8 protein-coding genes are annotated in these 24,152 nt (G+C 73.7%); 1 reads left to right on the top strand and 7 read right to left on the bottom strand.

The genetic code is table 11. The features are described 5' to 3' along the window. Positions 1-12 precede the first annotated feature (12 nt). Genes recD through RGQ06_RS19825 form a run of 7 tightly spaced genes read right to left on the bottom strand, consistent with a single transcriptional unit; the run spans position 13 to position 14,477 of the window. The gene (gene recD, locus RGQ06_RS19855) at positions 13-1,947 is read right to left on the bottom strand and encodes an exodeoxyribonuclease V subunit alpha (RefSeq protein ID WP_432428118.1); all 1,935 of its coding nucleotides are present in this window, start codon (positions 1,945-1,947) and stop codon (positions 13-15) included. After that, positions 1,944-5,276 (bottom strand): UvrD-helicase domain-containing protein, encoded by a 3,333-nt coding sequence (locus RGQ06_RS19850; protein ID WP_432428117.1) that lies wholly within the window; start codon positions 5,274-5,276, stop codon positions 1,944-1,946. The genes recD and RGQ06_RS19850 overlap by 4 nt, the downstream gene beginning before the upstream one ends. Beyond that, a complete protein-coding gene (gene recC, locus RGQ06_RS19845) occupies positions 5,273-8,629 on the bottom strand; it encodes an exodeoxyribonuclease V subunit gamma (RefSeq protein WP_432428116.1) in 3,357 nt (1,118 codons plus the stop codon). Before recC ends, RGQ06_RS19850 begins: the two co-directional genes overlap by 4 nt. A 54-nt stretch (positions 8,630-8,683) precedes the next feature. Continuing rightward, the gene (locus RGQ06_RS19840; RefSeq protein WP_432428115.1) at positions 8,684-9,484 is read right to left on the bottom strand and encodes an acyl-CoA thioesterase; all 801 of its coding nucleotides are present in this window, start codon (positions 9,482-9,484) and stop codon (positions 8,684-8,686) included. Between the two features lie 4 nt (positions 9,485-9,488). Further along, on the bottom strand, positions 9,489-10,520 hold the full coding sequence (locus RGQ06_RS19835; protein WP_432428114.1) for a phosphotransferase family protein: 1,032 nt from the start codon (positions 10,518-10,520) through the stop codon (positions 9,489-9,491). Next, the gene (locus RGQ06_RS19830) at positions 10,517-11,314 is read right to left on the bottom strand and encodes an enoyl-CoA hydratase/isomerase family protein (RefSeq protein ID WP_432428113.1); all 798 of its coding nucleotides are present in this window, start codon (positions 11,312-11,314) and stop codon (positions 10,517-10,519) included. Before RGQ06_RS19830 ends, RGQ06_RS19835 begins: the two co-directional genes overlap by 4 nt. Before the next feature lie 46 nt (positions 11,315-11,360). Beyond that, a complete protein-coding gene (locus tag RGQ06_RS19825; RefSeq protein ID WP_432428112.1) occupies positions 11,361-14,477 on the bottom strand; it encodes a BTAD domain-containing putative transcriptional regulator in 3,117 nt (1,038 codons plus the stop codon). A gap of 151 nt (positions 14,478-14,628) precedes the next feature. Between RGQ06_RS19825 and RGQ06_RS19820 the strand changes: the two genes are divergently transcribed. Beyond that, complete coding sequence (locus RGQ06_RS19820; RefSeq protein WP_432428111.1) at positions 14,629-24,123, top strand: cell wall-binding repeat-containing protein; 9,495 nt, start codon at positions 14,629-14,631, stop codon at positions 24,121-24,123. Positions 24,124-24,152 lie beyond the last annotated feature (29 nt).

Raw genomic sequence — 24,152 nt, 5'->3', positions numbered from 1 at the left:
CCAGAACGGGTTTCAGGCGTCCCAGAGGCGGTCCCGGAGCCCGGAGGCCCGGGCGACCGGGCGGGAGACGGCAGCCCGCACCGCGGCTTCGGTGCCGACGACCGTGACGCCGCGCTCGGCCCGGGTGACCGCGGTGTAGAGCAGCTCGCGGGTCAGGATCGGCGACGTCTCGTCGGGCAGGACGACGATGACCTCGCCGAACTGGCTGCCCTGGCTCTTGTGGATGGTCATGGCGTAGAGCGTCTCCACCGCGGCGAGCCGGCTCGGGGACACGTGCACGACCTCGCCGCGGCGCTCGAACGCGCAGCGCAGGTCGCCGGCGACGTCCACCACCACGCCGGTGTCGCCGTTGTAGAGCCCGAGCTGGCGGTCGTTCTCGGTGATCAGCAGGGGGCGGCCGGCGAACCAGCCCTGCCAGGCGAAGCCGGGCACGGTCTCGGCCAGGCGCCGTTCGATCTCGCGCCGCCACGTCGCCACCCCGTAGGGGCCGCGGCGGTGGGCGCAGAGGAGCTGCACCCCCCGCATGGCGGCCAGGGCGTCGCCGGCGCGGCCGAGCGTGGCGGCCTCGATGACCTCCGCGGCCTGGTCGACCACCAGGTCGCGGACGGCGGGCACGGCCTCCTCGGCCACGTCGACGGGGAGCCAGTGCACGTCGTGGGTCTCGCGGCCGAGCACGTCGACGACGTCGTCGGCGCGGCCCGTCTGGATCGCCGCCGCCAGATCCCGGATGCCGCCGGCGAAGCGGTGGTTGTGGCGCAGCACGACGATGCCGTCGCCGATGCACACCGGGCGGTCGTCCTCGTCGGCATCGACCACCTGCCCGCTCACCGCCTCCAGCTCGGTCCGGGCGGCCGGGCGCATCCGGAGGCGCTCGGCCGCGGGGCCGACCACGTCGCCGAGCACGGCGCCGGCCTCGACCGACGCCAGCTGCTGGGGGTCGCCGACGAGGACGAGCCGCGCCGACGGGCGGACCGCTTCGAGCAGCCTCGCCATCATCGACAGCGACACCATCGACGTCTCGTCGACCACGACGACCTGGTGGGGCAGCTGGTTGGACCGGTCGTGGCGGAAGCGACTGCGGTTCCCCGGGTTCCAGCCGAGCAGCCGGTGCAGGGTGGCGGCCTCGGTGGCGGCGACCGCATCGGCCACCGCGGGCTCGACCGCACCGTCCGCGGCGAGCCGGGCGGCCTGCTCCTGCACGGCCTCCTGCAGCCGGGCTGCGGCCTTGCCGGTGGGGGCCGCGAGGGCGGCGCGCATCGGCCGGCCCTCGGCGGCGGCCTGCTCGTGGAGCAGGGCGAGGATGCGCGCGACGGTGGTGGTCTTGCCGGTGCCGGGCCCGCCGGCGATCACGGTGCAGGACCGCAGCACCGCCGCGGCGGCCGCGACCCGCTGCAGGTCGGGACCCGCTGACGGTGAACCGGGGAAGAGGCGTCCGAGCCCGGCGCGGAGGAGCTCCTCGTCGACGTCGGACGGGTCGGTCGCTGCTCGGGTGGTGAGGTCGGCCACGATGCGCCGCTCGTGGCGCCAGTACCGATCGAGCGCGAGCGTGGTGCCGACCAGGCGCAGCGGCCGGGAGGTGGTGGCGGCATCGCCGTCGGCGACGAGCGGGGACGAGCGCACGGCGCCCAGCCAGCGCCTGGGTTCGGGCCAGGGGAGGTCGGCCACGTCGACCACCGGTTCGCCATCGGGGCCGAGTGGCACCTCGTCCACCGTGACGGTGCCGGCCAGGGTGGCCAGGTCGGTGATGACGCTGCCGTGGCGCACGGCGCGCACCGTCAGGGCGATGGCGAGCATGGTGAGCTCGGCATCGCCATCGGACGCCGCGCCCGACAGCCGGTCGAGCGTCCGGGCGACGTGGACGTCGGCGGCCTCGAGCACGCCGGCCTCGGCGAACGCGCCGAGCAGCCCGCTCGCCCGGTGGGCCTGCCGGCCGAGGAGCAGGGTCATGCCTGACCCCGATCGAGGGCGTCGGACAGCGCCACGACCATCGCGGCCGGCGGTCGCCACGAGAACACGCCGCACGGCTCGCCGTCGATGCGGGGCACGTCCGCGCCGGTCATGCCCCGCAGGAACAGGTAGAGGACGCCACCGAGGTCGCGCTCGGGGTCGTGGTCGGGGAGGCGCCAGCGCAGGTAGCGGTGGAGGGCGACGCTGTAGAGCAGCGCCTGGAGCGGGTAGTGGGCCCGCACCATCGCGTCGGCCAGCGCGCTCGGTCGGTAGTGCCAGGCCGACAGCTCCTCACCGGCCACGCCCAACCAGTTGCTCTTGTGGTCGATGACGACGTAGCGGCCGGTGCCGTCCGGTCCGCGGTGGCGCAGCACCACGTCGATGGAGCCGCTGAGGTGACCCCGCACCGCCGCGGCCAGCGCCGGCGACCGCAGCCGCTCGCCGTAGCCGGCCAGCGGGTCGTCGGCCGGCAGGTGGCGCGATACGACGTCCGCGATGGCCCGCATGGTGACGTGCCCGGTCGGGTCGTCACCGCCGACGAGCGGGAGCTCGAAGTGGAGCTCGTCGAGGCGGTCCGCCGGCTGCACGTCCCGGAGGCGGGCTTCGTCCACGAGCGGGCCGAGCGGCGTCTCGATGGCGGCGACGAGACCGGCGACGAGGGCGTCGGCGTCCACCTGCTGGCTGCCGAGGTACTGGGCGGCGAGTCCGGCGCGGATCTGGCGGGGGAGGTCGTCGGCGGCGAAGTCGACCTCCTCGAGCACGCCGTGGACGAGGGTGCCGAACGTGGCGCCGCCCCCGAGGTCACCGAAGGCGGAGGGCACGGCGCGCAGGCGGGCCTCGGTGGCGGCGTCGGTCCGGTCGCCGCCGGCGGGCAGGTCCTCGGGCATCTGTTCGTCCTCGAGGCCGCGCTCGTCGTGCTCGGGCGCGTCGTGCTCGGGTGCATCGTGGGCCGCGGCGGTGAGCGCGGAGTACGACGTCCGCCGCCAGGCCCGGTCGATGGTGCGACCGAAGGACGCGGTCCGCAGGCGGGGGACGTCGGGCTCGGCGCGGGGGAGACGTGCTCCGCTCGCCCCCGACGACTGCTCGACGGCGACCGCGCCGCCGGCCCGCTGGGCCAGGAGGTCGGCGGCCGAGCGGCAGTGCTCGTCGCGCAGCTTCGAGCCCTGCTCGGCCAGCTCGGGTCCGAGCAGCAGGCGGCCGAGCGGCGAGCGGTGGCAGTCGTGGCCCCGCACCCACCACAGCACCACCTGGCTGCGGGCCCGCGTGAGCGCGACGTAGGCGAGCCGCAGCGCGCCGCCGGCCTCCTCGTCGAGGTACCGGCGGACGTGCTCGCTGCGCTCCTGGGCGTGGGGGCCCTTCGGCTCGCTGACGTCGATCACCCGCTCGCCGGAGTCGGCGTCGTGGAAGACCAGCACGTCCTCGGCCCGGGCCGGCGGGGGCATCCACAGGAACGGGACGTAGACCACGGGGTACTCGAGGCCCTTGCTGCGGTGCACGGTCCACACCTGCACGGCCGCGTCGTCGGTCTCGAGGCGCCGGCTCCGGTCGTCCTGGGCCGTGTCCCGATCGGCCTCCCGCATCCGCTCGCGCAGCCAGGCCAGCAGCGAGGGCGCGCCGCCGCCGAGGCCGGCCTGGGCGTGCAGCAGGGAGGCCAGGTGGCGCAGGTCGGTCACCATCCGCTCGCCGCCCTCGACCCGCAGCAGACGGGCGGGCAGGTCGGTGCGGGCGCTGAGCTGCTCGAACAGGCCGGCGACGTTGCCCTCGGCGAGCACCCGGTGCCACTCGTGGAGGCGGTCGTGCAGCGCGTCCCAGGCCCGCTCGTCGGCGGTGTCGACGTCGGCCGCGGTCCAGCCGAGCAGCGGGGTGAGGGCGGCGTTGCGCACCGTGCCGGTGGCGGCCGGACGCTCGACGGCCTCGAGCACCGCCAGCCAGGCCCGGGCCGCGCCGGTGCCGAAGACGCTGCCGGTGCCGTTGACGACGGCCGGCACGCCGGTCCGTACCAGCGCGTCGCGCACGGTCAGGGCGTCCTGGTTGCGCCCGACCAGGACGGCCACGTCGCCGCACTGCAGCGGTCGCTCACCCTCGTCGGGGTCGTCGTAGGTCGCCCCCTGGGACAGGAGGGCGACCACGTCGGATGCCAGGTCCTCGGCCACGAACGCGATGGCGCTGTCCTTCTGGACCACGCCGGTGCTGGGCGTCAGCGAGAGCCCGGGACGGTCGCTGCCCACCAGGCGGACGCGCACGGGTGCCGGCTTGGCCAGGCCCGACAGGCGCGTGGCCTCCCGTCCCGGCGCCGCGGTGGTGCTGGCGTAGCGGATCTCGTCGTGGCCGAGGGCGGTGTCGCCGAAGAGGGCATCGAGGCCGGACAGCAGCCCGGCGTCGGCCCGCCAGCTCCGGTCGAGGCGGCGGACGTGGCCCTCGCCGGCCCGGCGGCGGGCGGCCAGGTAGGCGTGCACGTCGGCGCCCCGGAAGGCGTAGATGGCCTGCTTCGGGTCGCCGACCAGCACGAGGCGGGTGGGCGGGTCGCCGAAGGCCCGCTCGAGGATCTCCCACTGCACCGCGTCGGTGTCCTGGAACTCGTCGACGATGACGAGCGAGTAGCGGCGGCGGAGCCGGTCGCGCACGGTGCCGTCGGGGTCCTCGACCAGCGCCTCCTCCACCCGCAGGAGCAGGTCGTCGTAGCCCAGCAGTCCGGCAGCTCGCTTGCGGCGGTCCATCTCGTCGCGCACCGCCACGGCGAAGCGCGAGCGCAGGTCGTCGGAGCTGCCGTCGGGTGCGGGCACGATGCGGGCGCGGGGGTCGACGATGGCCTTCTCGGCGATGCGCCGGGCCGGGTCGACCGGGAATCGGACGCCGGTGGCCTTGTGCAGCTTGCGGACGAGCAGGTCGGCGACGACCTCGTCGAGCATGTCGCGGACGTCCTCGACGAAGGTCGGGTCCCGCTCGACGTCGGCGGCGAAGCCGAGGCTCTGCAGCACCTGGTGGCAGAACCCGTGGATCGTGGTGATCGTGGCCCCGTCGAACGAGGCCATGGCGTCGGTGAGGTTGCGGTGGCGGAGGCCGACGACGTCGTCGTCACCGTCGCACAGCTCGGCGACCAGCTCGTCGTCGGTCTCCACCGGCGTCCCCCGCCGGTGGGCGTCGAGGGCGGCGGCCGTGCGGGCGAGGCGGTCCCAGGTGCGGGCGCGCAGCTCGCTGGTGGCGGCGATGGTGAAGGTCACCAGCAGCATCTGCTCCAGCGGCGTGCCCTCCGCCACGGCGCGCACCGCCTCGGTGGTGACCCGGTGGGTCTTGCCGGTGCCGGCGCTGGCCTCGAGGACGGTGATCATCGCCACGACTCCCGCACCAGGATCGGGTCCCACAGGTGTCGGGCCAGCGGGTCGAGCCCGGCAGCGAGGAGCTGGTCGAGGGTGGCGCCCTCGCCCCAGATGCGCACCGCGCTTGCATCGTCGGCGTCGCCGCCGAACTTCCCCCCCGACCAGCACTGCCCGGCCGCGCCCCGGGTGTCCTGGTCCCGGTGGGCGGCGCTGGCCCACGCCTCGGCGGTCTTGCAGGGCAGGGGGAGCGGTTCGCGCAGCCCGCGCTGGCGCAGGGCGACGATGCGGCCGAGGAGCCGGGCGGCCTCGGCGGCGCGGTGCTCGGCGGGCCCGTCCAGGGCTCGATGTCGCACGACCTTGCCGCCGTTGCGGGCCCGGCCGATGCCGAGCGTGCGCCACTCCCGCTCGGGCCGCGCCGCGCTTACCGCCAGCAGCCGCACCCACAGGGCCAGCCGGGTCTTGGGGCTGAGCGAGGAGAACGACACCTCCGCCACCGTGTCGCCGTGCACGCCGGGCACGGTGCCGAGCACCCGCACGGGCGGGCTGCCGGCCTCGAACAGGTCGGCGTCGACGTCGACCTCCACCGACGTTGGCGGGCCGGCCACACCCTCCTCCACGGCGAGGTGGTGGATGGCGCCGGCGGTGTTGGCCACGTCGGTGAGCAGCGCGTGGCGCAGCTCGCCGGGCGGCAGCGTGCCGCTGGCGATCTCGGCCCGGACGGCCGCGTCGAGGTCGATGCCGGCGAGCAGCTGGCGCAGGATGCGCTGGCCCACGCCCCAGCGCTGCAGGGCGTCGAGCTCGATCGGGATGGCGTCTGGCAGCTGGTCGTCGTCGTCCCAGGTGGACATCCCGAGCCGCTGGCGCAGCAGCTCGCGCAGGGGGTCCTGCACGAAGCGGACGAGCTCGTCGAGGCCGACGGAGGTCTCCTCGCACGCCTCGAGCGCGCCGGACAGGAACGGCGGGGGCGCCACCCGCTCGCCCACGACGGCCCGGGCGCCGGCGAGCTGGACCGGATCGAAGCTCCAGGGCGAGTCGTCGGCGAAGGCGTCGGGGTCGAAGGGCTGGAGCGGGTGGTGGGTGACCACGTCGTCGCCCACCACGGCGAGCAGCTCGATGAGGGGGACCGACGGCGCCCGCTCCTCGTTCGTGCGCTCGTCGTGACCCGTGTAGGTGAGGACGAGGGACTCCTCGGCGGCGAGCACCGCGTCGAGCAGGAGCTGGCGGTCCTCGGTGCGGGGGTCGCGGTCGCCGACCAGCGGCACCCGCTGGAGCAGGTCGTCGCCGTCGGTGCGCGACGTGCGGGGGAAGACGCCGTCGTCGAGGCCGAGCACGCACACGACGCGGTGCGGCACGGCGCGCATCGGCACGAGGGTGCACATGGTGATGGCGCCGGTGCGGAAGTCGGCCCGGGTCGGCATGCCGGCCAGGCGGGCGGCCAGCAGCGAGCGGATCTCGGCGAGCGACAGGGGCCGGTCGTTGGAGGTGCCCCCGCGCGACGACTCGGCCAGGACGTCGCGGAGCACGGCGTCCACCTGCACCCGCTGCCACGCCTCGGCCGGCGGGGCGGCCAGCAGCAGGTCGGTGGCCTCGCCCAGGAGGCCGACCCAGTCGCCGACCGGTCGGTCCTCGCAGCAGTGCGCCACCACCGCGTCCAGGCGGTCGACGAGCTCGGCCAGGCGCCCGGCCAGGTCGATGTCGCCGCTGTCCACGTCGTCGAGCGGGAGGCGGCCGCCGACGGTGCGGGCGTCGTCGGTGTCCATGGCCACGCCGAGCAGGAGCCGGTCGAGGCCGGCCCGCCAGGTGTGGTCGGCGACGGACTGCAGCGACCACGGCCGGCGGTGCTCGGCGTCGAGGCCCCAGCGCACGCCGCTGTCCTCGACCCAGCCGGCGATCCGCTCGAGGGCGTCGTCGTCGAACGCGAAGCGGCGGCGCACCGGCGGGCGGCCGGCGAAGCGCAGGACCTCGGTGGCGGTCAGCCGGTCGTCGAGCAGGTCGAGCAGGTCCGCCAGCGCGCCGAGCAGCGGGTTCGTCTGGCGCAGCGACCGGTCGGCCAAGCGGTAGGGGAGCACGGGCGGCCCGGGCAGCTGCTCGGGGTCGTCGGGGTCCCGGGAGCCGAACGTGGCGTGCAGCAGCGGCGCGTACTCGTCGATGTCGGGGCACAGGACGATGACGTCGCGGGGCTCCAGGGTCGGATCGGCGGCGAGCAGGTGGCAGATGGCGTCGCGGAGCACCTCGACCTGACGGCCCCGGCCGTGGCAGGCGTGCACCTGCACGGACCGGTCGTCGGGGTCGGGGCGGGGCTCGCCCGGCGCCGGGGCCTCGTCCCGGTGGATGGCGTCCTGCAGCCGAGCCAGCCGCGTGTCGGGTCGATGGGGCGGCGCCGGGGACCGGTGGGCGACCTCGGCCTCGCCCGCCGCCGACAGCACCAGCTGCATCTCGCGGCTGTCGTGGGCCCAGGTGGCGAGCAGCGGGTGCTGCGGTTCCCGGCGCGTCGGGTCCTCGGCGCGGGACAGCCCTGCCGCCACGCGGGGAACCACGTCGGCGTGGGCCTCGGCGATCCGGTCCCACAGCGCCAGCGACGGGTGCAGCGCGAACAGGTGCACGTCGCGGTGGGTCGCCAGGGCGCGGAGCACCTCGAGGTAGGTGGCGGGCAGGCGGGTCAGGCCGAACAGCGAGACCCGGTCGGGCACGACGTCGTCGAGGTCGACGGCGTCGGCCCGCAGCCGCTCGACGGCGTCGGCGATGCGCTCGGGTGGGGAGGCCACGCCGACGTGGTCGCGCACCCGGCGCAGCAGCTCGGGCTGCCAGCGGGCATCCGGCGGCAGGTCGGGGTCGGCCTCGTCGTCCGTGCTCGTGCGGTCCAGCCACGACAGGACCATCGCCGGGCGGAACACGCCGTAGCGGTCGAACAGCTCGGCGATGTGGCGGGCCGCGGGATGCCGGCGCCGGCGGCGCAGCGCGTCGTGCTCGTCGGCCTCCACACCCGGACCCCGCATGCCGAGGTGGGCGCCGACCATGCGCAGCCACGGCTCGCCGGCGCAGCGGTCCAGCACGCTGAGCACCGGCCACACCAGGCGCTCGGGCCGCCAGGGGTCCTCGTCCCGGTCGACGCCGGTGGCCACGGCCAGCACGTCACCGACGAGGCGGCCGGGGAAGGGGAACTCGACGTTGGCGCACACGCCGTCGGACCGGCCCGGGCTGGCGCCGACGGTCGCTCCCAGCCGGTGGGTGAGCCAGCGCTCGACGCCGCGCGTGGGCACGGCCACGACCTCGGCCGCGAACGGGTCGGGCAACGGCGTGGCCACGACCTCGACGAGGCCGTCCACGAGCGCGTCGGCCCGCTCCGAGCGGTGGATCGTGAACATCTCCGCCCCTTCGTAGTCGATCGCCGTGACAGCGCCGACCACCCGACGCGGGCTTCAGGGACGTTCTCGGAGGAGGGCTTCCTGGGCGATCGTGGCGACGAGGCGGCCGTCCTCGGTGCGGACCGAACCGATGGCCAGGCCCCGGCCGCGACCGGACGCGATCGGGGTCATCTCCGACAGGAGCCAGCCCGACGCGTCCACAGGCCGGTGGAACCAGATGCTGTGGTCGAGCGACATCGAGATGCGCCGGGCGTCGTCGGCCAGGTGGGCGTGGGGCTCGCGCACGGCGCGGGTCGCGCCGAAGTCGCTGAGGTAGGCCACCGTCTGCAGGTGCAGGTCCGGCTCGGGGGGCAGCGGTGCCCGGACCCGGAACCACGCCCGCCGCGTGTGGGGCAGGCCGCCGGCCACGGCGTCGACCGGCACGTCCCGACTCTCGAGCAGCGGGTTGTCGTAGCGGCCCGTCGTCAGGCCCTCCGGTCCGGGGATGCCGGGCACGACGGGGAGCTCGTAGTCGGCGCCGGGCTCGTCGCGCTGGAAGTCCGCGGTCAGCACGAGCACCGTGCCCGCATCCTGGAAGGCCGTGACCCGCCGGGTGGTGAAGCTCGAGCCGTCGCGGGTGCGCTCCACCCGGTAGCGGACGTGCTCCTCCGGTGTGCCGGCCACGACGAACGACGCGTGGACGGCGATGGCGTGGCGGTCGGGATCCACCGTGGTGCCGGCGGCCCGCAGCGCCTGGGCGATCAGCCACCCGCCGTAGACGTGGCGGGCGTCGGCCGGGTCGCGGCTTCGCAGCTCGTCGGAGCCGGATGCCTCGAGCGCCAGGCGCTCCGCCATGGTGGTGGCGCGATCGGCCACCGGATCAGGCGATGCCGGCGGCGACGAGCCCGGTGTGGATCGAGTGCTCGACCGAGTCCTCGAAGCGCGTCAGGTCGTCGGCCCCGGCACCCATCTGCCCGGCCTTGTACCGGGTGTAGACGCCGGCCGCGATGCACGCAGACCGCCAGGCGTGGAAGGCGAGCCAGTAGTCGAGGCCGCGGGCGGCCTCGCCGGTGCGCTCCTCGTACCAGGCCACGAGCTGGGCCCGGTCGGGGAAGCCCTCGGCGGCCGATGCCGCGTCGGCCCGGGTGCCGGCGGGGTCCACCCACCAGCTCAGCAGGTACGACAGGTCCGCGGCCGGCGGGCCGAGCGTGCACAGCTCCCAGTCGAGCAGCGCGGCCACCGAGCCGTCGGAGGCGTGGATGACGTTGCCGAGGCGGAAGTCGCCGTGGACGATGCCGGCCGGGCCCTCCTCGGGCTGGTTCTCGACCAGCCAGTCGTGCAGCGGGGCCATGCCGGGCATCGGGCGGGTGTCGGCCGCCTCCCACTGGCCGTGCCAGCGGCGGAGCTGGCGACCCAGGTAGTCGCTGCGCTTGGCGAAGTCGCCGAGCCCGACGGCGTCGGGGTCGACGTCGCGGAGGGCGACGAGCACGTCGATCATCGACTCGGCGGCCCGCTGTCGAGCCGCGATGTCGAGGCGCTCGGCGGCGGCCCGGTCGTGGAGCACCGGCCCGTCGACGAAGGCCATCACGTAGAAGGGTGCGCCGGTGACCTCGGGGTCCTCGCAGGCGCCGACCACCGGTGCGACCGGCACGTCGGTGTCTGCGAGGGCGGTGATGACGCGGTGCTCGCGCAGCACGTCGTGCGCGCTGGCCAGCAGGTGCCCGACCGGCGGGCGGCGCAGCACGTACCTCGTGCCGTCGGCGGCGCGCACGATGTAGGTCAGGCACGAGTGCCCGCCCTGGACCTGGTCGATCTGCAGCTCGTCGGCCGCGCCGACGTCGCCGACGTGGTCCTGGAACCAGCGGTGCACGCCCGCGAGCTCGATGCCGACGGGGACCTCGGCGCCGCTCATCGGCCCGTGAAGCGCGCCGGGCGCCGCTCGAGGAAGGAGGCCACGCCCTCGGCGTGGTCCTCGGAGTGGAAGCACTCCTGCAGCAGGCGACCGGTCTCGGCCACGTGGGCCGACGCCTCGGCCGCCATGGCCTGGTAGGTCAGCCGCTTGGTGCGGGCGACGGCGAAGGGGGAGGCCTCCAGGTAGCGCTCCGCCTCGGTGCGGGCGGCGGCCAGCAGGTCGTCGGGGGCCACCACCTGGGTGACGAAGCCGATGCGGAGGGCCTCCTCGGCGTCGATGACCTCACCGGACAGCAGCAGGCGCAGGGCTTCGGTGGCCCCGACGATGCGGGGCAGCAGGTAGCTGCCGGCGCCGGTGTCGGGCACCAGGCCCCGCTTCACGAAGATCCACCCGAGCTTGGCCCGGTCGCTGGCGATGCGGACGTCGGCCTGGGTGGCGAACTCCACGCCCATGCCCACGGCGGCGCCGTCGATGGCGGCGATCACGGGCTTCGGGCACTGCACGATCGGCCACGGCGGCCGGGCGCGCTCGCCGGTGTCCGCCCGGCCGGAGCGGGTGCCCCGTTCGTCCTCGGGCGTGTCGTCGAGCTCGGACAGGTCGGTGCCGGCGCAGAAGGCCCCGCCGGCGCCGGTGATGATCACGACCCGGGCGGCCTCGTCGTCGGAGGCCTGCCACACGGCGTCGGTGAAGTCGGCCAGGACCGCGTAGGTCATGGCGTTGCGCTTCTCGGGCCGGTCGATGGTGATCGTGGCGATCCCGTCGTCGACCTCGTAGCGGATGTGCGAGTCGGTCATTGGCAACGACCGTAGCCAACAGCGGCATCCGGTCGGAGGTGCGCTGTCAGCGGCGCAGGTCGGCGAGGAGGGCCCGACTCGTCTCGCGCCAACCGGTCTCCCGTGGGTCGCCTGTGAGCACAGCCACGTCGGCGGCGATCGTGGCCACGGGTCCGTAGGTGCAGGTCCCTTGCCAGCAGGTGAGGTGGGTGTAGGGGGCGAGGTGCGGGAGGACCCGGCGCGCCCGCTCGGGGTCGGCCAGGCGCACGGCAGCGCCGCCGAGGCAGAGCACGCCGGCGAGCCACGTGAAGTCCCGGGGCAGGGTGACCCCGCCGTCGACCACGACGTCGTCGAAGAGCTGTGCAGCGCGTGCCGGGTCGCGCTCGGCCAGCACGAGGCTCCCAGCGGCCTTCCACGCCGGGATCTCCGGCTGCTCGCCGATGAGGAACTCGAGCGGATCGGCGAGCTCCCCGAGCCGGCCCTGCTGCCACCGGATGCCGAGGAGGTGCCCGGACGCGGTCGACATCGCTCGGGCCGGGGCGACCCCGCTCCCGGTGGCGAGTACGTCCTCGGTCAGGGCCTCTGCGTCGTCGTAGCGTTCGTCGATCGCCGCGATGGCCGCGGCGAGGTACCGGTTCGACCACCGGCGACCCGCGGCGCCGGCGTCGGCCAGGAGCCGCTCGCACTCGTCGAACGCCGTGCGGAGCGCTGCTCCGTCGCCGCGGAACATGGCCACGGAGCAACGCAGGTGGTTCGCCTCCCACTCGGCGGCTCGATCTCCCGTGCGGCGCGCCGCGCGGTGAAGATCGGTGGCCGCGGCCTCCCGGGCCGGGAGGTCGTCGGGGTGGCCGAGCGCCATGTAGGCGTAGGGCAGCACCTCGCAGGCCGCGTGGTCATCGCCCGGATCGAGCCCGGCCATGGCCTCGAGGAACATGTCCCGGCATCGGTCCGGCTCCCCGGAGATCGAGTGCAGGATGCTGGCCGTCGCCAAGATGCGGCCGCGCCACTTCGCATCGGTCTCGACGGCGATGGCCGCGTCCGCGACGGCGGCGGCCCGCTCCTGCAATGGGCCGGCGTCCACGGCCTCGCCCAGCTGCACCGCGCTCACCGTCGCTCGCCGGCGCAGGTCGGCGTGCCCGAGCCGCAGCGCCTCCTCGGCGATGTCGAGCAGCGGCTCCGCGTGCCCGGGCCGCCCGTCCAGCCGATCGCAGTCGCGCGCCTCCAGCTGCAGGTCCAGCACCGCGGCACGCCCCCAGCCGTGGGTCTCCGCGATGTCTGCCGCCTGCGTGAACCAGGCGGAGGCATCCGCGTAGGCCTCGGCGACGAGGGAGGCGCGCCCGGCGGCGACCAGCGCGGCCACTGCGGCATCCGGATCGAGCTCGGCCGTCCGGGCGAGGTGCTGGGCCCGGACTGCCGGGTCATAGCAGCGCAGCCCGACCGCGTGGTGCAGCTCCTTCCGCCGCCCGCTCGGCACCAGGTCGTAGGCGACCTTCGCCAGCAGGGAGTGGGCGAAGCGGAGGCGGCCCTGCTCGCGGACGAGGACGCCGCTCGCGATGAGCCCGTCGAGCTGCCCGATGTCGGCGACGCCACGCAGCAGGGAGACCTCCACCGGATCTCCACCGACCGCAGCTGCATCGAGCAGGGGGCGACAGCCAGGAGGGACCCCACCGAGTCGTGCATGGACCAGCGCCAGGAGCGAGGGACTCAACGACAGCCCGTCGTCGCGCTCCCCGGGCACCCACGGCCGCTCCTCCCCGAGCGACGCCAAGAGCTCGAGCGCGTAGAGGGGGTGGCCGCTCGTGTGCTCGTGCAGCCACCGTCCCACCGCCCCCGCTTCCGCTCGGGCGTGGCCCGCGTGCGCCGCCAACGCAGTCAGTGCGTCGGGTTCCAGTCCTGAGAGCGGGAACGCCTCGTGATCGGGGAGGTCCATCGCGGGGGCGTGCTCGAAGCGCCCGGTCAGCAGGCAGGCCACCGCGGGGTCGGCAGCGACCGTCAGGAGGACGTCCTGGGTGCTCGGCCCGGCGCGGTCGATGTCGTCGACGAGCAGCAGGGGGTGGTCGAGCGCGGCCAGTGCCTGCGTGATCGCCCTGGTGGCTCGTACGGTCACGCCTTCCGGCTCCCGCAGGCGGCCGAGTGCCTCCCGGTCCACCGGGTCGTGCAGGTCTGCGAGCCGTCGCGGAACGTCGCGCTCCGGTGAGGCCGCAGCAAGACGTCGGAGCAGATCCTCGACCGGCGTCAGCGCCGCCCAGGGGTTCTCCGCGCACGCCACGCGGAACACCGGCCCGGCCTGCCAGCTCCGAGCAGCTGCGGCGAGGAACGTGGTCTTGCCGATGCCCGCCGGCCCTGTGACCTGGACGACCTTCCCCTGCTCGAGCAGGTGCCCCACCTGCTCGAGGTCTCGCTCCCGCCCGAAGGTCGGCCCGGGTGACGGGCTGTCCCGCGCCGGCTCGGTCGCTTCGAGCAAGCGATGGTGCAGCGACCGCAGCTGCGGCCCGGGCTCGATCCCGAACGTGTCGATCAGCTTCCGGCGTGCTCGGTGGAACGTCTGCAGGGCCTCGGCGACACGTCCGGCGCGCTGCAGGGCAACCAGCAGCAGCTCCCAACGACGCTCCCTCCCTGGGTCTGCCGTCGTCAGCTCCTTCAGCTCAACCAGCGCACGGTCGATCTGGCCGACGCTGATCAAGAGCTCGGCCCGCCGGTCCTGCAGCTCGGTGACCGACTGGTCGACGGCCCGTCGGCACGCAGCCGCGACCTCGTCGTCACCGAGTTCCGGCACGGGTGGTTCGCGGGCCATCGACAGGAGGTCCTCGACGGTGGCGAGGTCGCGCACGTCGTCGTCGGACGTCGATGCCCGCACCGCCGACACCCAGGCCTCGAAGCGGCGGAGGTCGACATCGGACTCGGGGTGCAGGCAGTAGCCCGATGCTCCCCGGACGATCGCGTCCCGATCGGTGCGCTGCCGGAGGCGGGAGATGTGGTTGTGCAGCGATTGGCGGGCGGTCCGGGGTGGCTCGCCCGCAGGCCAGAGCACGTCGACGAGCCGGTCTTCGGTGACGGCGTCGGGGAAGGCGAGCGCGAGCGCAGCCAGGAGGCGGCTCTGCGCCGCGCTGACCGGGATCGTCTGGCCTTGCCGGTCGGTCACGACGAGTGCGCCGAAGGTCCGGAGGGCCAACCGGGTGGGCACGGGCAGACCCTAACCCGCCGCAGGAGCGCTGTTATCGGGCTGTTAGCGACCCGTCGTACGGTCGCCTCCGACGTAGAGCCCGGGCGGGGAGTGACTGATGGCGGTTGGCGGGGCACGGTTGGCTGCTGGGACGACGCGGGGAGGCCCTGGGGTGATCGCCGCTCTGGTGGTGGCCCTGCTGGCGCCGCTGTTGGCGGTGGCGCCGGTGGCGCCGGTCGCAGCCCAGGACGCCGACCAGGTGTCAGCGCCGGTGGAGCGGATCGGTGGGGTGAGCAGGGTCGAGACGGCGGTGGCCGTGTCGGAGGCCTTCTTCGATTCCGCGGACGACGTGGTGCTCGCCAGGGCTGGGGACTTCCCGGACGCGCTGGCGGCGGGGCCGTTGGCTCGTTCGGTGGGCGGACCGATCCTGTTGACGCCGGAGGAGGTGTTGCCGGACGCGGTGGTGGACGAGCTCGAGCGCCTGGGCACGAAGCGGGTCACGGTGGTCGGCGGTGCCGCCGCGGTGGCGCCATCGATCGGCGTTCGCCTGGAGGATCTGGGGCTGACCGTGGGTCGGTTGGGTGGTGTCGATCGGTACGAGACGGCCCGCATGATCGCCGGGGCGGTCGGGTTCGAGGACGGCCGCGCCGTCCTGGCTCGCGGTCGGGGAGACGGGGCGAGCGACGGCTTCGCCGACGCGCTGACCGCGGGAACCTTCGGCATCACGGGGTCCGACATCCCCACGGTGCTGACCGAGCAAGCGGTCCTGCCGGCAGCGACGAGCGAGGTGCTCCGCGGACGCGATGGCTTGGCCGTCACCGTGGTCGGAGGGCCAGCGGCCGTGTCCGAGCAGGTCGAGGTGGACATGTCCGGTCTGGTCGCGTCGACGGTGCGGCTGTCGGGACGGGATCGGTTCGCCACATCGGTCGTGGTCGCCGATGCGGTGTCGGCTGGCGTGCGCGAGCCGGTGACGTTGCTCGTCGCGACGGGGGAGGCGTTCCCCGACGGGCTGGTGGCTGGTGCGCTGACCGAGGCGCTGGAGTCGCCGATCGTGCTCGTGCCCTCGGAGCTCGCGCCGCGCGTCGCCCGGACCCCGGGCGCGCGGCTCGCCAGCTCCGCTCCGGAGGTGGCGCAGTACCTGCGAGATGTGTGTCCCACCGTGCGGCGGGCGGTCGTGCTCGGTGCCGCCGCCGCGGTGTCGGCCGACGTGCACGCCGCGGTGGGGGAGCTGCTCACGTGCGCCAAGGAGCAGCCGACCACGCCGGGACCCACCTCGCCCCCGACGTCGACCACGACCACGTCGACGACGTCGAGCACCTCGTCGACGTCGAGTACGTCGTCGACCACGACCACGACCACGTCATCGACCACGACCACGTCATCGACCACGACCACGTCATCGACCACGACCACGCAGCCGTCCGAGCCAGGTGTCGTGCCCGACATCGTGGGGTTCCGGCAGGTGTCGGCGATCACGGCGGTCGACGACGCCGGGCTGGTGCCGGTCCTGACCTCGACGGAGCCGCACCCGACGGTGCCCGCCGGTCGGGTGCTGCGCCAGGACCCAGCGCCGGGCAGCTCCGTCGAGCTCGGCTCGGCGGTGACCTACGTGCTGTCGTCGGGGCCGTCGCTGGTCGAGGTGCCCGACGTGGTCGGGTTCAGCGCGGTGCAGGCCCGAAGCGAGATCGAGGGTGCTGGTCTCGACGTGGGTCGTGAGGGGACCACCGAGTCCGACACGGTCGGCGTGGACCAGGTCGACAACCAGCTTCCCGAGGCAGGTCAGCAGGTGCTGCCGGGCACGCCGGTGGACATCGAGCTCGCGATCGGCGGGGTCAACGGCCCGCCCGAGATCACCTCCACCCCGGCCACCATGAAGCTGATCGACGGGAACGCCTACGTCTACGACGCCGTGGCCACTGACCCCGATTCCGGAGACGACCTGACCTGGGTGCTGCAGGCCGGCCCCTCCAACGCCGGCATCGACGCCGACACCGGACGTGTGACCTGGACGCCGCGCTACGAGAACAACGGCTCCATCATCCTGTTCGACGACACCGGCGCCCACGACTTCGTGGTCCGGGTCGAAGACGGCCGGGGTGGCATCGACACCCAGTCCTGGACCCTCGAGGTCCGCCTGCCCAACCGCGCGCCGACCGCGGTCGACGACCGCATCACCGGAACCGTCGGCTCCCCCCTGGCGGCCGGGCCCGAGGGCGGGGTGCTCGCCAACGACACCGATCCGGACGGCGACGCGCTGACGGCGGAGCTGGTGGCGGCGCCGACCAACGGCGAGGTCACACTCGCGCCGGACGGGTCCTTCGAGTACCGACCCCTCGGGCCGCTCAGTGCCTCCCGGCCCGGCATCGACCTGACCCGGTTGTCGGGGGCCGAGGCGACGGCCAGCAGCCAGAACGGGCCGAACTTCGGTCCCGAGCGGGCCATCGACGGCTATGACGGCACATCGTGGCTCACGAGCCCGAGCGACCGCCCAGGCGATGGCGACGAGGATCCGTGGTTGCAGGTCACCTTCCCGGAGCCGGTGACGGTGCGGTCCATCGCCTACCGGGGCAGTCGCCAGACGGACAACGTCCCGTACGACTTCGTCCGCGGGGAGTTCCAGCTGCTCGCCGAGGACGGCTCGCAGCTGTGGAGCAGCGGGTCCGTGGACCTCCCCGGGCCGACCCACGACGCCGAGGTCGACGTTGTCGCGTCGGCGGGCGAGCCGGTCGACGGTGTCACCGCGGTGCGGTTCGTGGGTCTCGAGGACCAGGTCAACGTCTACCGCGGTCTGGGTGAGCTGATCGTCACCGGCGACGGGCCGGTCACGGGGCTGCACCCCGCGCTGGAGTGGGCCTGGACCGACGACGACCCGTCCGAACCGGTCACCGGCGCTGAAGGTGCGTCGTTGAACAGCCCGTCGGTGGGTGACCTGGACGGCGACGGCTGGCCTGAGGTCGTCTTCCTCGCCCGGCCTGTCACCTTCCAGCCCCAGGAGCCGGCACGTGTCGTGGCGCTGGACGGACGGGACGGATCGGTCCGGTGGACCACGCCCGTCGAGTACTGGACCACCTCCTCGCCCACGCTCGCCGACCTCGACGGCGACGGCACGATGGAGGTCGTCGTCGTCGGCGGCACCGCCCGGCAGGACCTCGTCGTGCTGGACCACGAGGGCGAGATCGAGACCACGTTGCGGACCGGAACCGGGTTCAGCCGCATCGGCAACCTGGCGGTCGCCGACCTGCACGGCGACGGGTTCCCGGAGGTCGTCGCAACGGTCGAGGGCCGGGTGGGTGCCTTCGAGTTCCGCGACGGCCTGCTGGCCCAGCTCTGGCGGGCACCGTCGGAGGGCTCGGACGTCTGCTCCCACGCCGGCTTGAACAACTACGTCGTGTACTGCGCACCGATCGTGGCCGACATCGATCTCGACGGCTCCCCGGAGATCGTGCACGGCCGCGTCGTCTACGGCTCCGACGGCACGGTCGAGTACCGCAACGACGACCTCGCCGGCGGGTTCACCGCCGTCGGCGACCTCGACGACGACCCGTTCGCCGAGATCGTCCTGGTCCGGGACGGCCAGGTGCGGGTGCTCGAGCACGACCTGACCGTCGCCCGCGGGCCGGTCGCGCTGGCCCCGGCGGGCGAGAGCGGCGTCACACGGGGCGGCCCGCCGACGATCGCCGACTTCGACGGCGACGGCGATCCGGAGATCGGCATCGCCGGCAAGTCGCGCTACCGGGTGTTCGAAGCCGACCTCACCCTGCTGTGGGAGGCCGAGACACAGGACAACAGCTCGAACTTCACCGGATCGACGGTCTTCGACTTCCTGGCCGACGGCTCCCCGGAGGTCGTGTACCGGGACGAGCGGAACCTGTGGGTCTTCGACGGCGCAGACGGGACGGTGCTGTCGGAGACCCCGCTGGGTTCTTGGACGGCGATGGAGTACCCGGTGGTGGCCGACATCGACGGTGACGGCGAGGCGGAGATCGTTGTCGGTTCGGACGCCAACCGCACGCTGCCCGATGGTGAGGTGCAACCGCTCGGCATGTACGCCTTCGGGAGCCCGGCCGGTGGATGGGTGCGGGCCCGGCCGATCTGGAACCAGCACGCCTACCACGTCACCAACGTCGAGGTGGATGGCGCGATCCCCCGCACTCCCCAGCCCCACTGGTTGGTGCCAGGCCTGAACGCGTTCCGCCAGAACACGTTCATGCCCGACGAGGTCGAGCAGCTGGACCGCTTCACGTACCGGGCGTCGGACGGGGTCGGCAGTGACGAAGCGACCGCGTACCTGGAGCTCCTGCCACCGTCGAACGCGCCGGTCATCACCTGCGGCCCGAGGGGACCCGCCACCGTCGGGGTGCCGTACCAGGCACGGATCTGCGCCTACGACGCCGACGGTGACGAGCTCACCTACACCGGCGGCGCAACGGCGGTTGGCCCGGGGACACCCACGAGCCTGGCCATCGACCCGGTCAGCGGCGTCGTCACGTGGACTCCCACGTCGGCCGGTGCTCACGTGGTCGAGGTGACCGTTGATGACGGCGCGGGTCACTCGGTGGTGGGGGTGTTCGCCCTGGCGGTGGTGGAGCCGGTCGAGGTTCCCACCTTGGTCGGCGAGGACAGCGGTGACGTGGCGGGAATGCTCGATGCGGCCGGGCTCCGGGTGGGGGCGGTGCGTCAGACGGGAGACGAGGCTCCGGCAGGCACCGTGCTCGACCAGCATCCGCCTGCGGGCGCGGCCGTGCCCCCCGGGAGCCGTGTCGATCACACCGTGTCCGCCGGGCCGTCTCCGGCGCATGCCGACGCCGACGGCGACGCGTTCAGCCCGGCTGAAGGGGATTGTGACGACGCGGACCCCACCGTCAACCCCGGCGCCAGCGATCCGGCCGGCGACGGCATCGACCAGAACTGCGACGGGATCGACGGGATGCTCGATGCCGTCGCAGTCGGCATCACCGGGTCCGATGCGTCGCTGGTCGTGGGTCGCAGCCGGTCCTACACCGCCCAGGCGCTGCTGCCCGATGGGCGGGTCGTCGACATCACCGAGCTGGCCACCTTCGACGTCGTCGACGGCGCGGTCGCCACGGTTGCAGGACGCACCATCACGGCGGTGGCGGCCGGGACGACGGGGGTGACGGCGACCTTCGCCGGGCTCACGGCGACCAAGGCGCTCACCGTGGTCGACGGCGTCGCTGCCGACGAGCTCCCGCCGATCGCCGAGATCACCAGCCCTGCCCCCGGTGCGGAGGTGTCGAGCGAGGTCGAGATCCGGGGCACGGCATCCGACGCGAACCTCACCGGCTGGCGGCTCTCGGTGGTGGCTGCCGACGGCACGCTCCTGCACGAGATCAACGCCGGGACGGGCCAGGTGGTCGACGGACCGCTCGGGACGCTGGCATCGGCCGCGGTGCCTCCGGGTGTGGTCACGGTGCGGCTCGACGTGGAGGATGCAGGCGGCAACGTCTCACGCGTGGACGTGCCGGTGCAGGTGCTGGAAGGCCCCCAGGCCGGCGCGTTCTCGCTGTCGTTCACGGACCTCGTGGTGCCGACCGCGGGCTTGCCGCTGTCCGTGGTGCGCACCTACGACTCCCGGAACAGCCAGGTCGGGGACTTCGGCGCCGGCTGGACGCTCGATCTGACGGGACTCGACCTGCGGGTGAGCCGCGACCAGGGGCTCGGCTGGGAGCTCGCTTCGGGTCGGTGGGGTTCGACGACGCTCGTTCCGAGCATCGAGCACAGCGTGACCGTCTCGTTCGACGACGGGACGCGCGATGTGTTCGATCTCGCTCCCTCACCCGGGTCGGCGACGTTCGTCCCGTTGCAGTTCACGACCGCGGCGTACCAGCCCCGTCCTGGGTCCACCGGGACGTTGGTGCCGCTGGGCAACCGGAACCTCCTGGTGCTGCAAGGAGCCGACGGCGCTGAGCTCGTCGACGACTCCACGTTGCGGCCCTACGAGCCCGAAGGGTTCGTGTACACGCGACGTGACGGCACCATCTACACCGTCGACGCGTCCGGGCAGGTGTCCCGCATCGAGGACCGGAACGCCAACGTCATCACCGTCGACGACGGCGGGATCCTGCACTCCGCCGGTCCGTCGGTGACCTTCACGCGGGATGCGCTCGGGCGGATCACGTCCGTGACCGATCCGGCAGGGGTGTCCCAGAGCTACGGGTACAGCGCAGCAGGTGACCTGACGTCCCACACGGACCCCGAGGGCAACACGACCACCTACCGGTACGCAGCCGGTCATCGGCTGGTGGAGGTCGTCGATCCCCTCGGCCGGACCGGCGTGCGCTACGAGTACGACGACTCTGGTCGGGTCACCGCCGTCACCGACGCCGCAGGACGCCGCACGATGATGAGCCGTGATCTGGGCACTCGCAGCGAGGTCGTGACCGGCCCCGATGGCGACGTCACGGTCCTCGAGTACGACGCGGCGGGCAACGTGATCCGGACGGTCGATCCGGAAGGTGGGGAGACCACCCGCACCTTCGACGACCGGGGTCGCCTCCTCACCGAGACCGATCCGCTGGGGCGGACGACCGAGCGGACCTACGACGCCGCCGGGAACCTGGTGACCGAGGCGGATGCGACGGGAGCGACGACGACTCGCACCTTCTCGCCGTCCGGTGAGCTGACGAGCGAGACCGACCCCCTCGGCCGGACGACGACGTTCACCTACGACAGCCGCGGGAACCTGCTGACCGTCGCCGACGATGCCGGTGTCGTGGTCGAGCGCCTCTCGTACGACGACAGGGGCAACGTCCGCACGATGACCGACGCGTCGGGCGCGACGACGACGTACTCCTACGACGCGCGCGGCGCCCTGGTCGGTGCTGTCGACCCGCTCGGTCGGACCACCTCGGTGGGTCGGGACGACCTCGGTCAGCCGGTGACCGTCACCGGGCCCGACGGATCGACGACCGAGGTCTCCTACGACCGTCGCGGTCTGCCCACGGCCGTCACTGACGGCGCGGATGCGACCTCGACGCTCGAGTACGACCCGTTGGGCGCCCTCACCGGGGTCCAGGACCCGACCGGTCGACGGGCCGAGGTCGTGCTCGACGCCGTCGGCCTCGAGCAGGCGGTCACGGTTCCGGGCTTCGGCACCACGACCTTCACCTACACGTCCGACGGGGAGCGGGCCACGGCCACCGACCCCGAAGGGGGCGTGACCAGCTTCGCCTACGACGGCATGGGCCGACCCGTCAGCCAGACGCGGCCCGATGGGACCACCGTGTCGACCGAGTACGACCCGGCAGGCCAGGTCGTGAAGGAGGTCGACGCCCGCGGCGGTCAGACCACCTACACCTACGACCTGGCTGGCCGTGTGACCACCGCGACCGATCCGCTCGGAGCCGTCCGACGGTTCGCCTACGACGCCGCGGGCCAGCTGGTGAGCGAGGAGGATCCGGTGGGTGGCGTCACCGCCCACGCGTACGACGCATCGGGGCGTCGGATCTCGACAACGCATCCGGACGCCACGACGGAGACCTTCGGCTACGACGCCACCGGCAACCTCGTGGTCCACGTCGATGCGGCAGGCAACGAGACGCGCTTCGGCTACGACGACGCCGGTTCCCTGATCGAGGTCGTGGAACCAGGCGGTGCCACGACGCGGGCGTCCTATGACCTCGCGGGGAACCTGTCGTCGGTCACGGACGCGAACGGGCACACGACCCGACACCGCTACGACCGGGCCGGCCGCCTCGTGGAGACCTTCTTCCCGTCGGGTCTTCGCGAGCAGATCAGCTACGACGCAGCAGGCGTCCCGACCGCCTTCACCGACCGCGCCGGTCAGACCACCACGGTCGTCACGGACGGTGCGGGCCGGGTGATCCAGCAGACGTTCCCGGACGGTCGGGGGATCGGCCGGAGCTACGACGCGACGGGCGCGCTCGTCGAGACGAGGGACGAGCGCGGGACGACGACCTACGCGCGGGACGCGCTCGACCGCTTGACCGCCATCCAGCACCCCGACGGCTCGCGGATGAGCTTCAGCTACGACGACGCGGGGAACCGCACGTCGATGACGGCGCAGGCAGCGGGTGGCACTGCCGAAGCGACGTCGTACGGTTACGACGCCGCCAACCGCTTGGTCACCGTCATCGACCCGCAAGGCGGGCTCTCTGAGCTCTCGTACGACCTCGCGGGTCGGCCGACGCGGACAGCCCACCCCAACGGGACCGAGACCGTCCGCACCTTCGATCCCATGCACCGGCCGGCCACGATCGAGCACCGCTCGGGTGCCTCCGTGCTCGAGCGGTTCGTCTACGACCGCTCGGCCGTCGGGGACGTCACCGCCATCTCCGCTGCCGACGGTTCGACGTCGGAGTTCGAGTACGACTCGCGCCGACGCGTGGTCCAGGAGACGCACGAGGCCGGAGACGGCACGGTGCTGCGATCGAGGTCCTACACCTACGACCCGGTCGGGAACCGGCTGACGGCGACCGACAGCACGGGCTCGGTCGAGCAGTACACCTACGACGCCGAGAACCGGCTGCTCACGGCTGGCGGGGTGGCCTTCGCCTACGACGCCAACGGCGACCAGGTCTCCCGGAGCGACGGCAGCACGATCGAGACCTACGGGTACGACACCCGTGGCCTCATGACCGTCGCGGTCCACGCCGGGGGTGTGACCCGGTACACCTACGACGCCAACGGCGAACGGGTGGCACGTGCGGGCGCCGGAGGGTCGGTCGGCTTCCTCGTCGACCCGCTCTCGCCGACGGGCACCAGCGAGGTCGCCGTCGAGCACGACGCGTCGGGTGCCACGGTCGCGACCGCCACGTTCGGCCTCGATCCGCTCAACGAACACCGGAGCGGCGTCTCGAGCTACCTGCACGCCGACGAGATCGGCAGCATCCGGGCGGTGACCGACGACCTCGGGCAGGTCACGGCGACGGAGACGTTCGCCGCGTTCGGGGAGCGGGTGGCTGCCGCGGGTCAGAACCCGACGCCGTACGCCTTCGCCGGACAGCGGCTCGACGACGAGACCGGGCTCTACCACCTCCGGGCTCGGCAGTACCGACCCGAGACCGGCCGGTTCACAGGGGTCGACCGGCTTCCCGGTGTGCTCGCGGATCCGCTGAGCCGGCATCCCTACCTGTACTCGAGGGCCAACCCGCTCAGCTTCGAGGACCCGACCGGCCTGGCGCCGTCGCTCGTGCAGGTCGCGGTGGCCTCGGGCATCGTGACGGGTCTCGTGAAGGCGTTCCAGGCTCCGGCCGGCCGGGCGTGGGAAGCCTTCTGGCGGGGGTTCATCGTCGGCGCGCTGGTGGGGGCTGCCGCCCACGTCATCGTGGGCAGCGTCGGCGTCGGCATCGCCGGGACCGTGAAGAACTTCTTCTTCCTCGGCGGGTTCTCGAGCAAGACAGCGGTGGTCACGTTCGTGCCGGTGCTCGCCCTGATGCTGGCGGGCAAGTCGCTGTTCGGTGTGGCGTCGAGCTACGGCGACTTCCGTGGGAACCCCGACAACCGCGGGAAGCCGTTCAACGTCTGCGCGGCCTTCGTCGCCTCGTACGTGGGCGAGCTCGCCAGCCTCGGACTCAGCGAGGCGATCGCCAAGGGGGTCCGGGAGGCCGCGCAGCCGTTCGCGGAGCGAGTCTTCGAGTTCCTCCTCGGTGTGGGCGGCGATGCCCTCGAGAACCGGGTCTCGTGCTGACGGGCGCCGAGGACGCGGAATGCGGACTC

Source organism: Salinilacustrithrix flava, assembly GCF_041228405.1.
Lineage (GTDB): Bacteria > Actinomycetota > Acidimicrobiia > Acidimicrobiales > Salinilacustritrichaceae > Salinilacustrithrix > Salinilacustrithrix flava.
The sequence above is the reverse complement of the archived record's forward strand: the minus strand, read 5'-3'. Positions and strand labels throughout refer to the sequence as shown.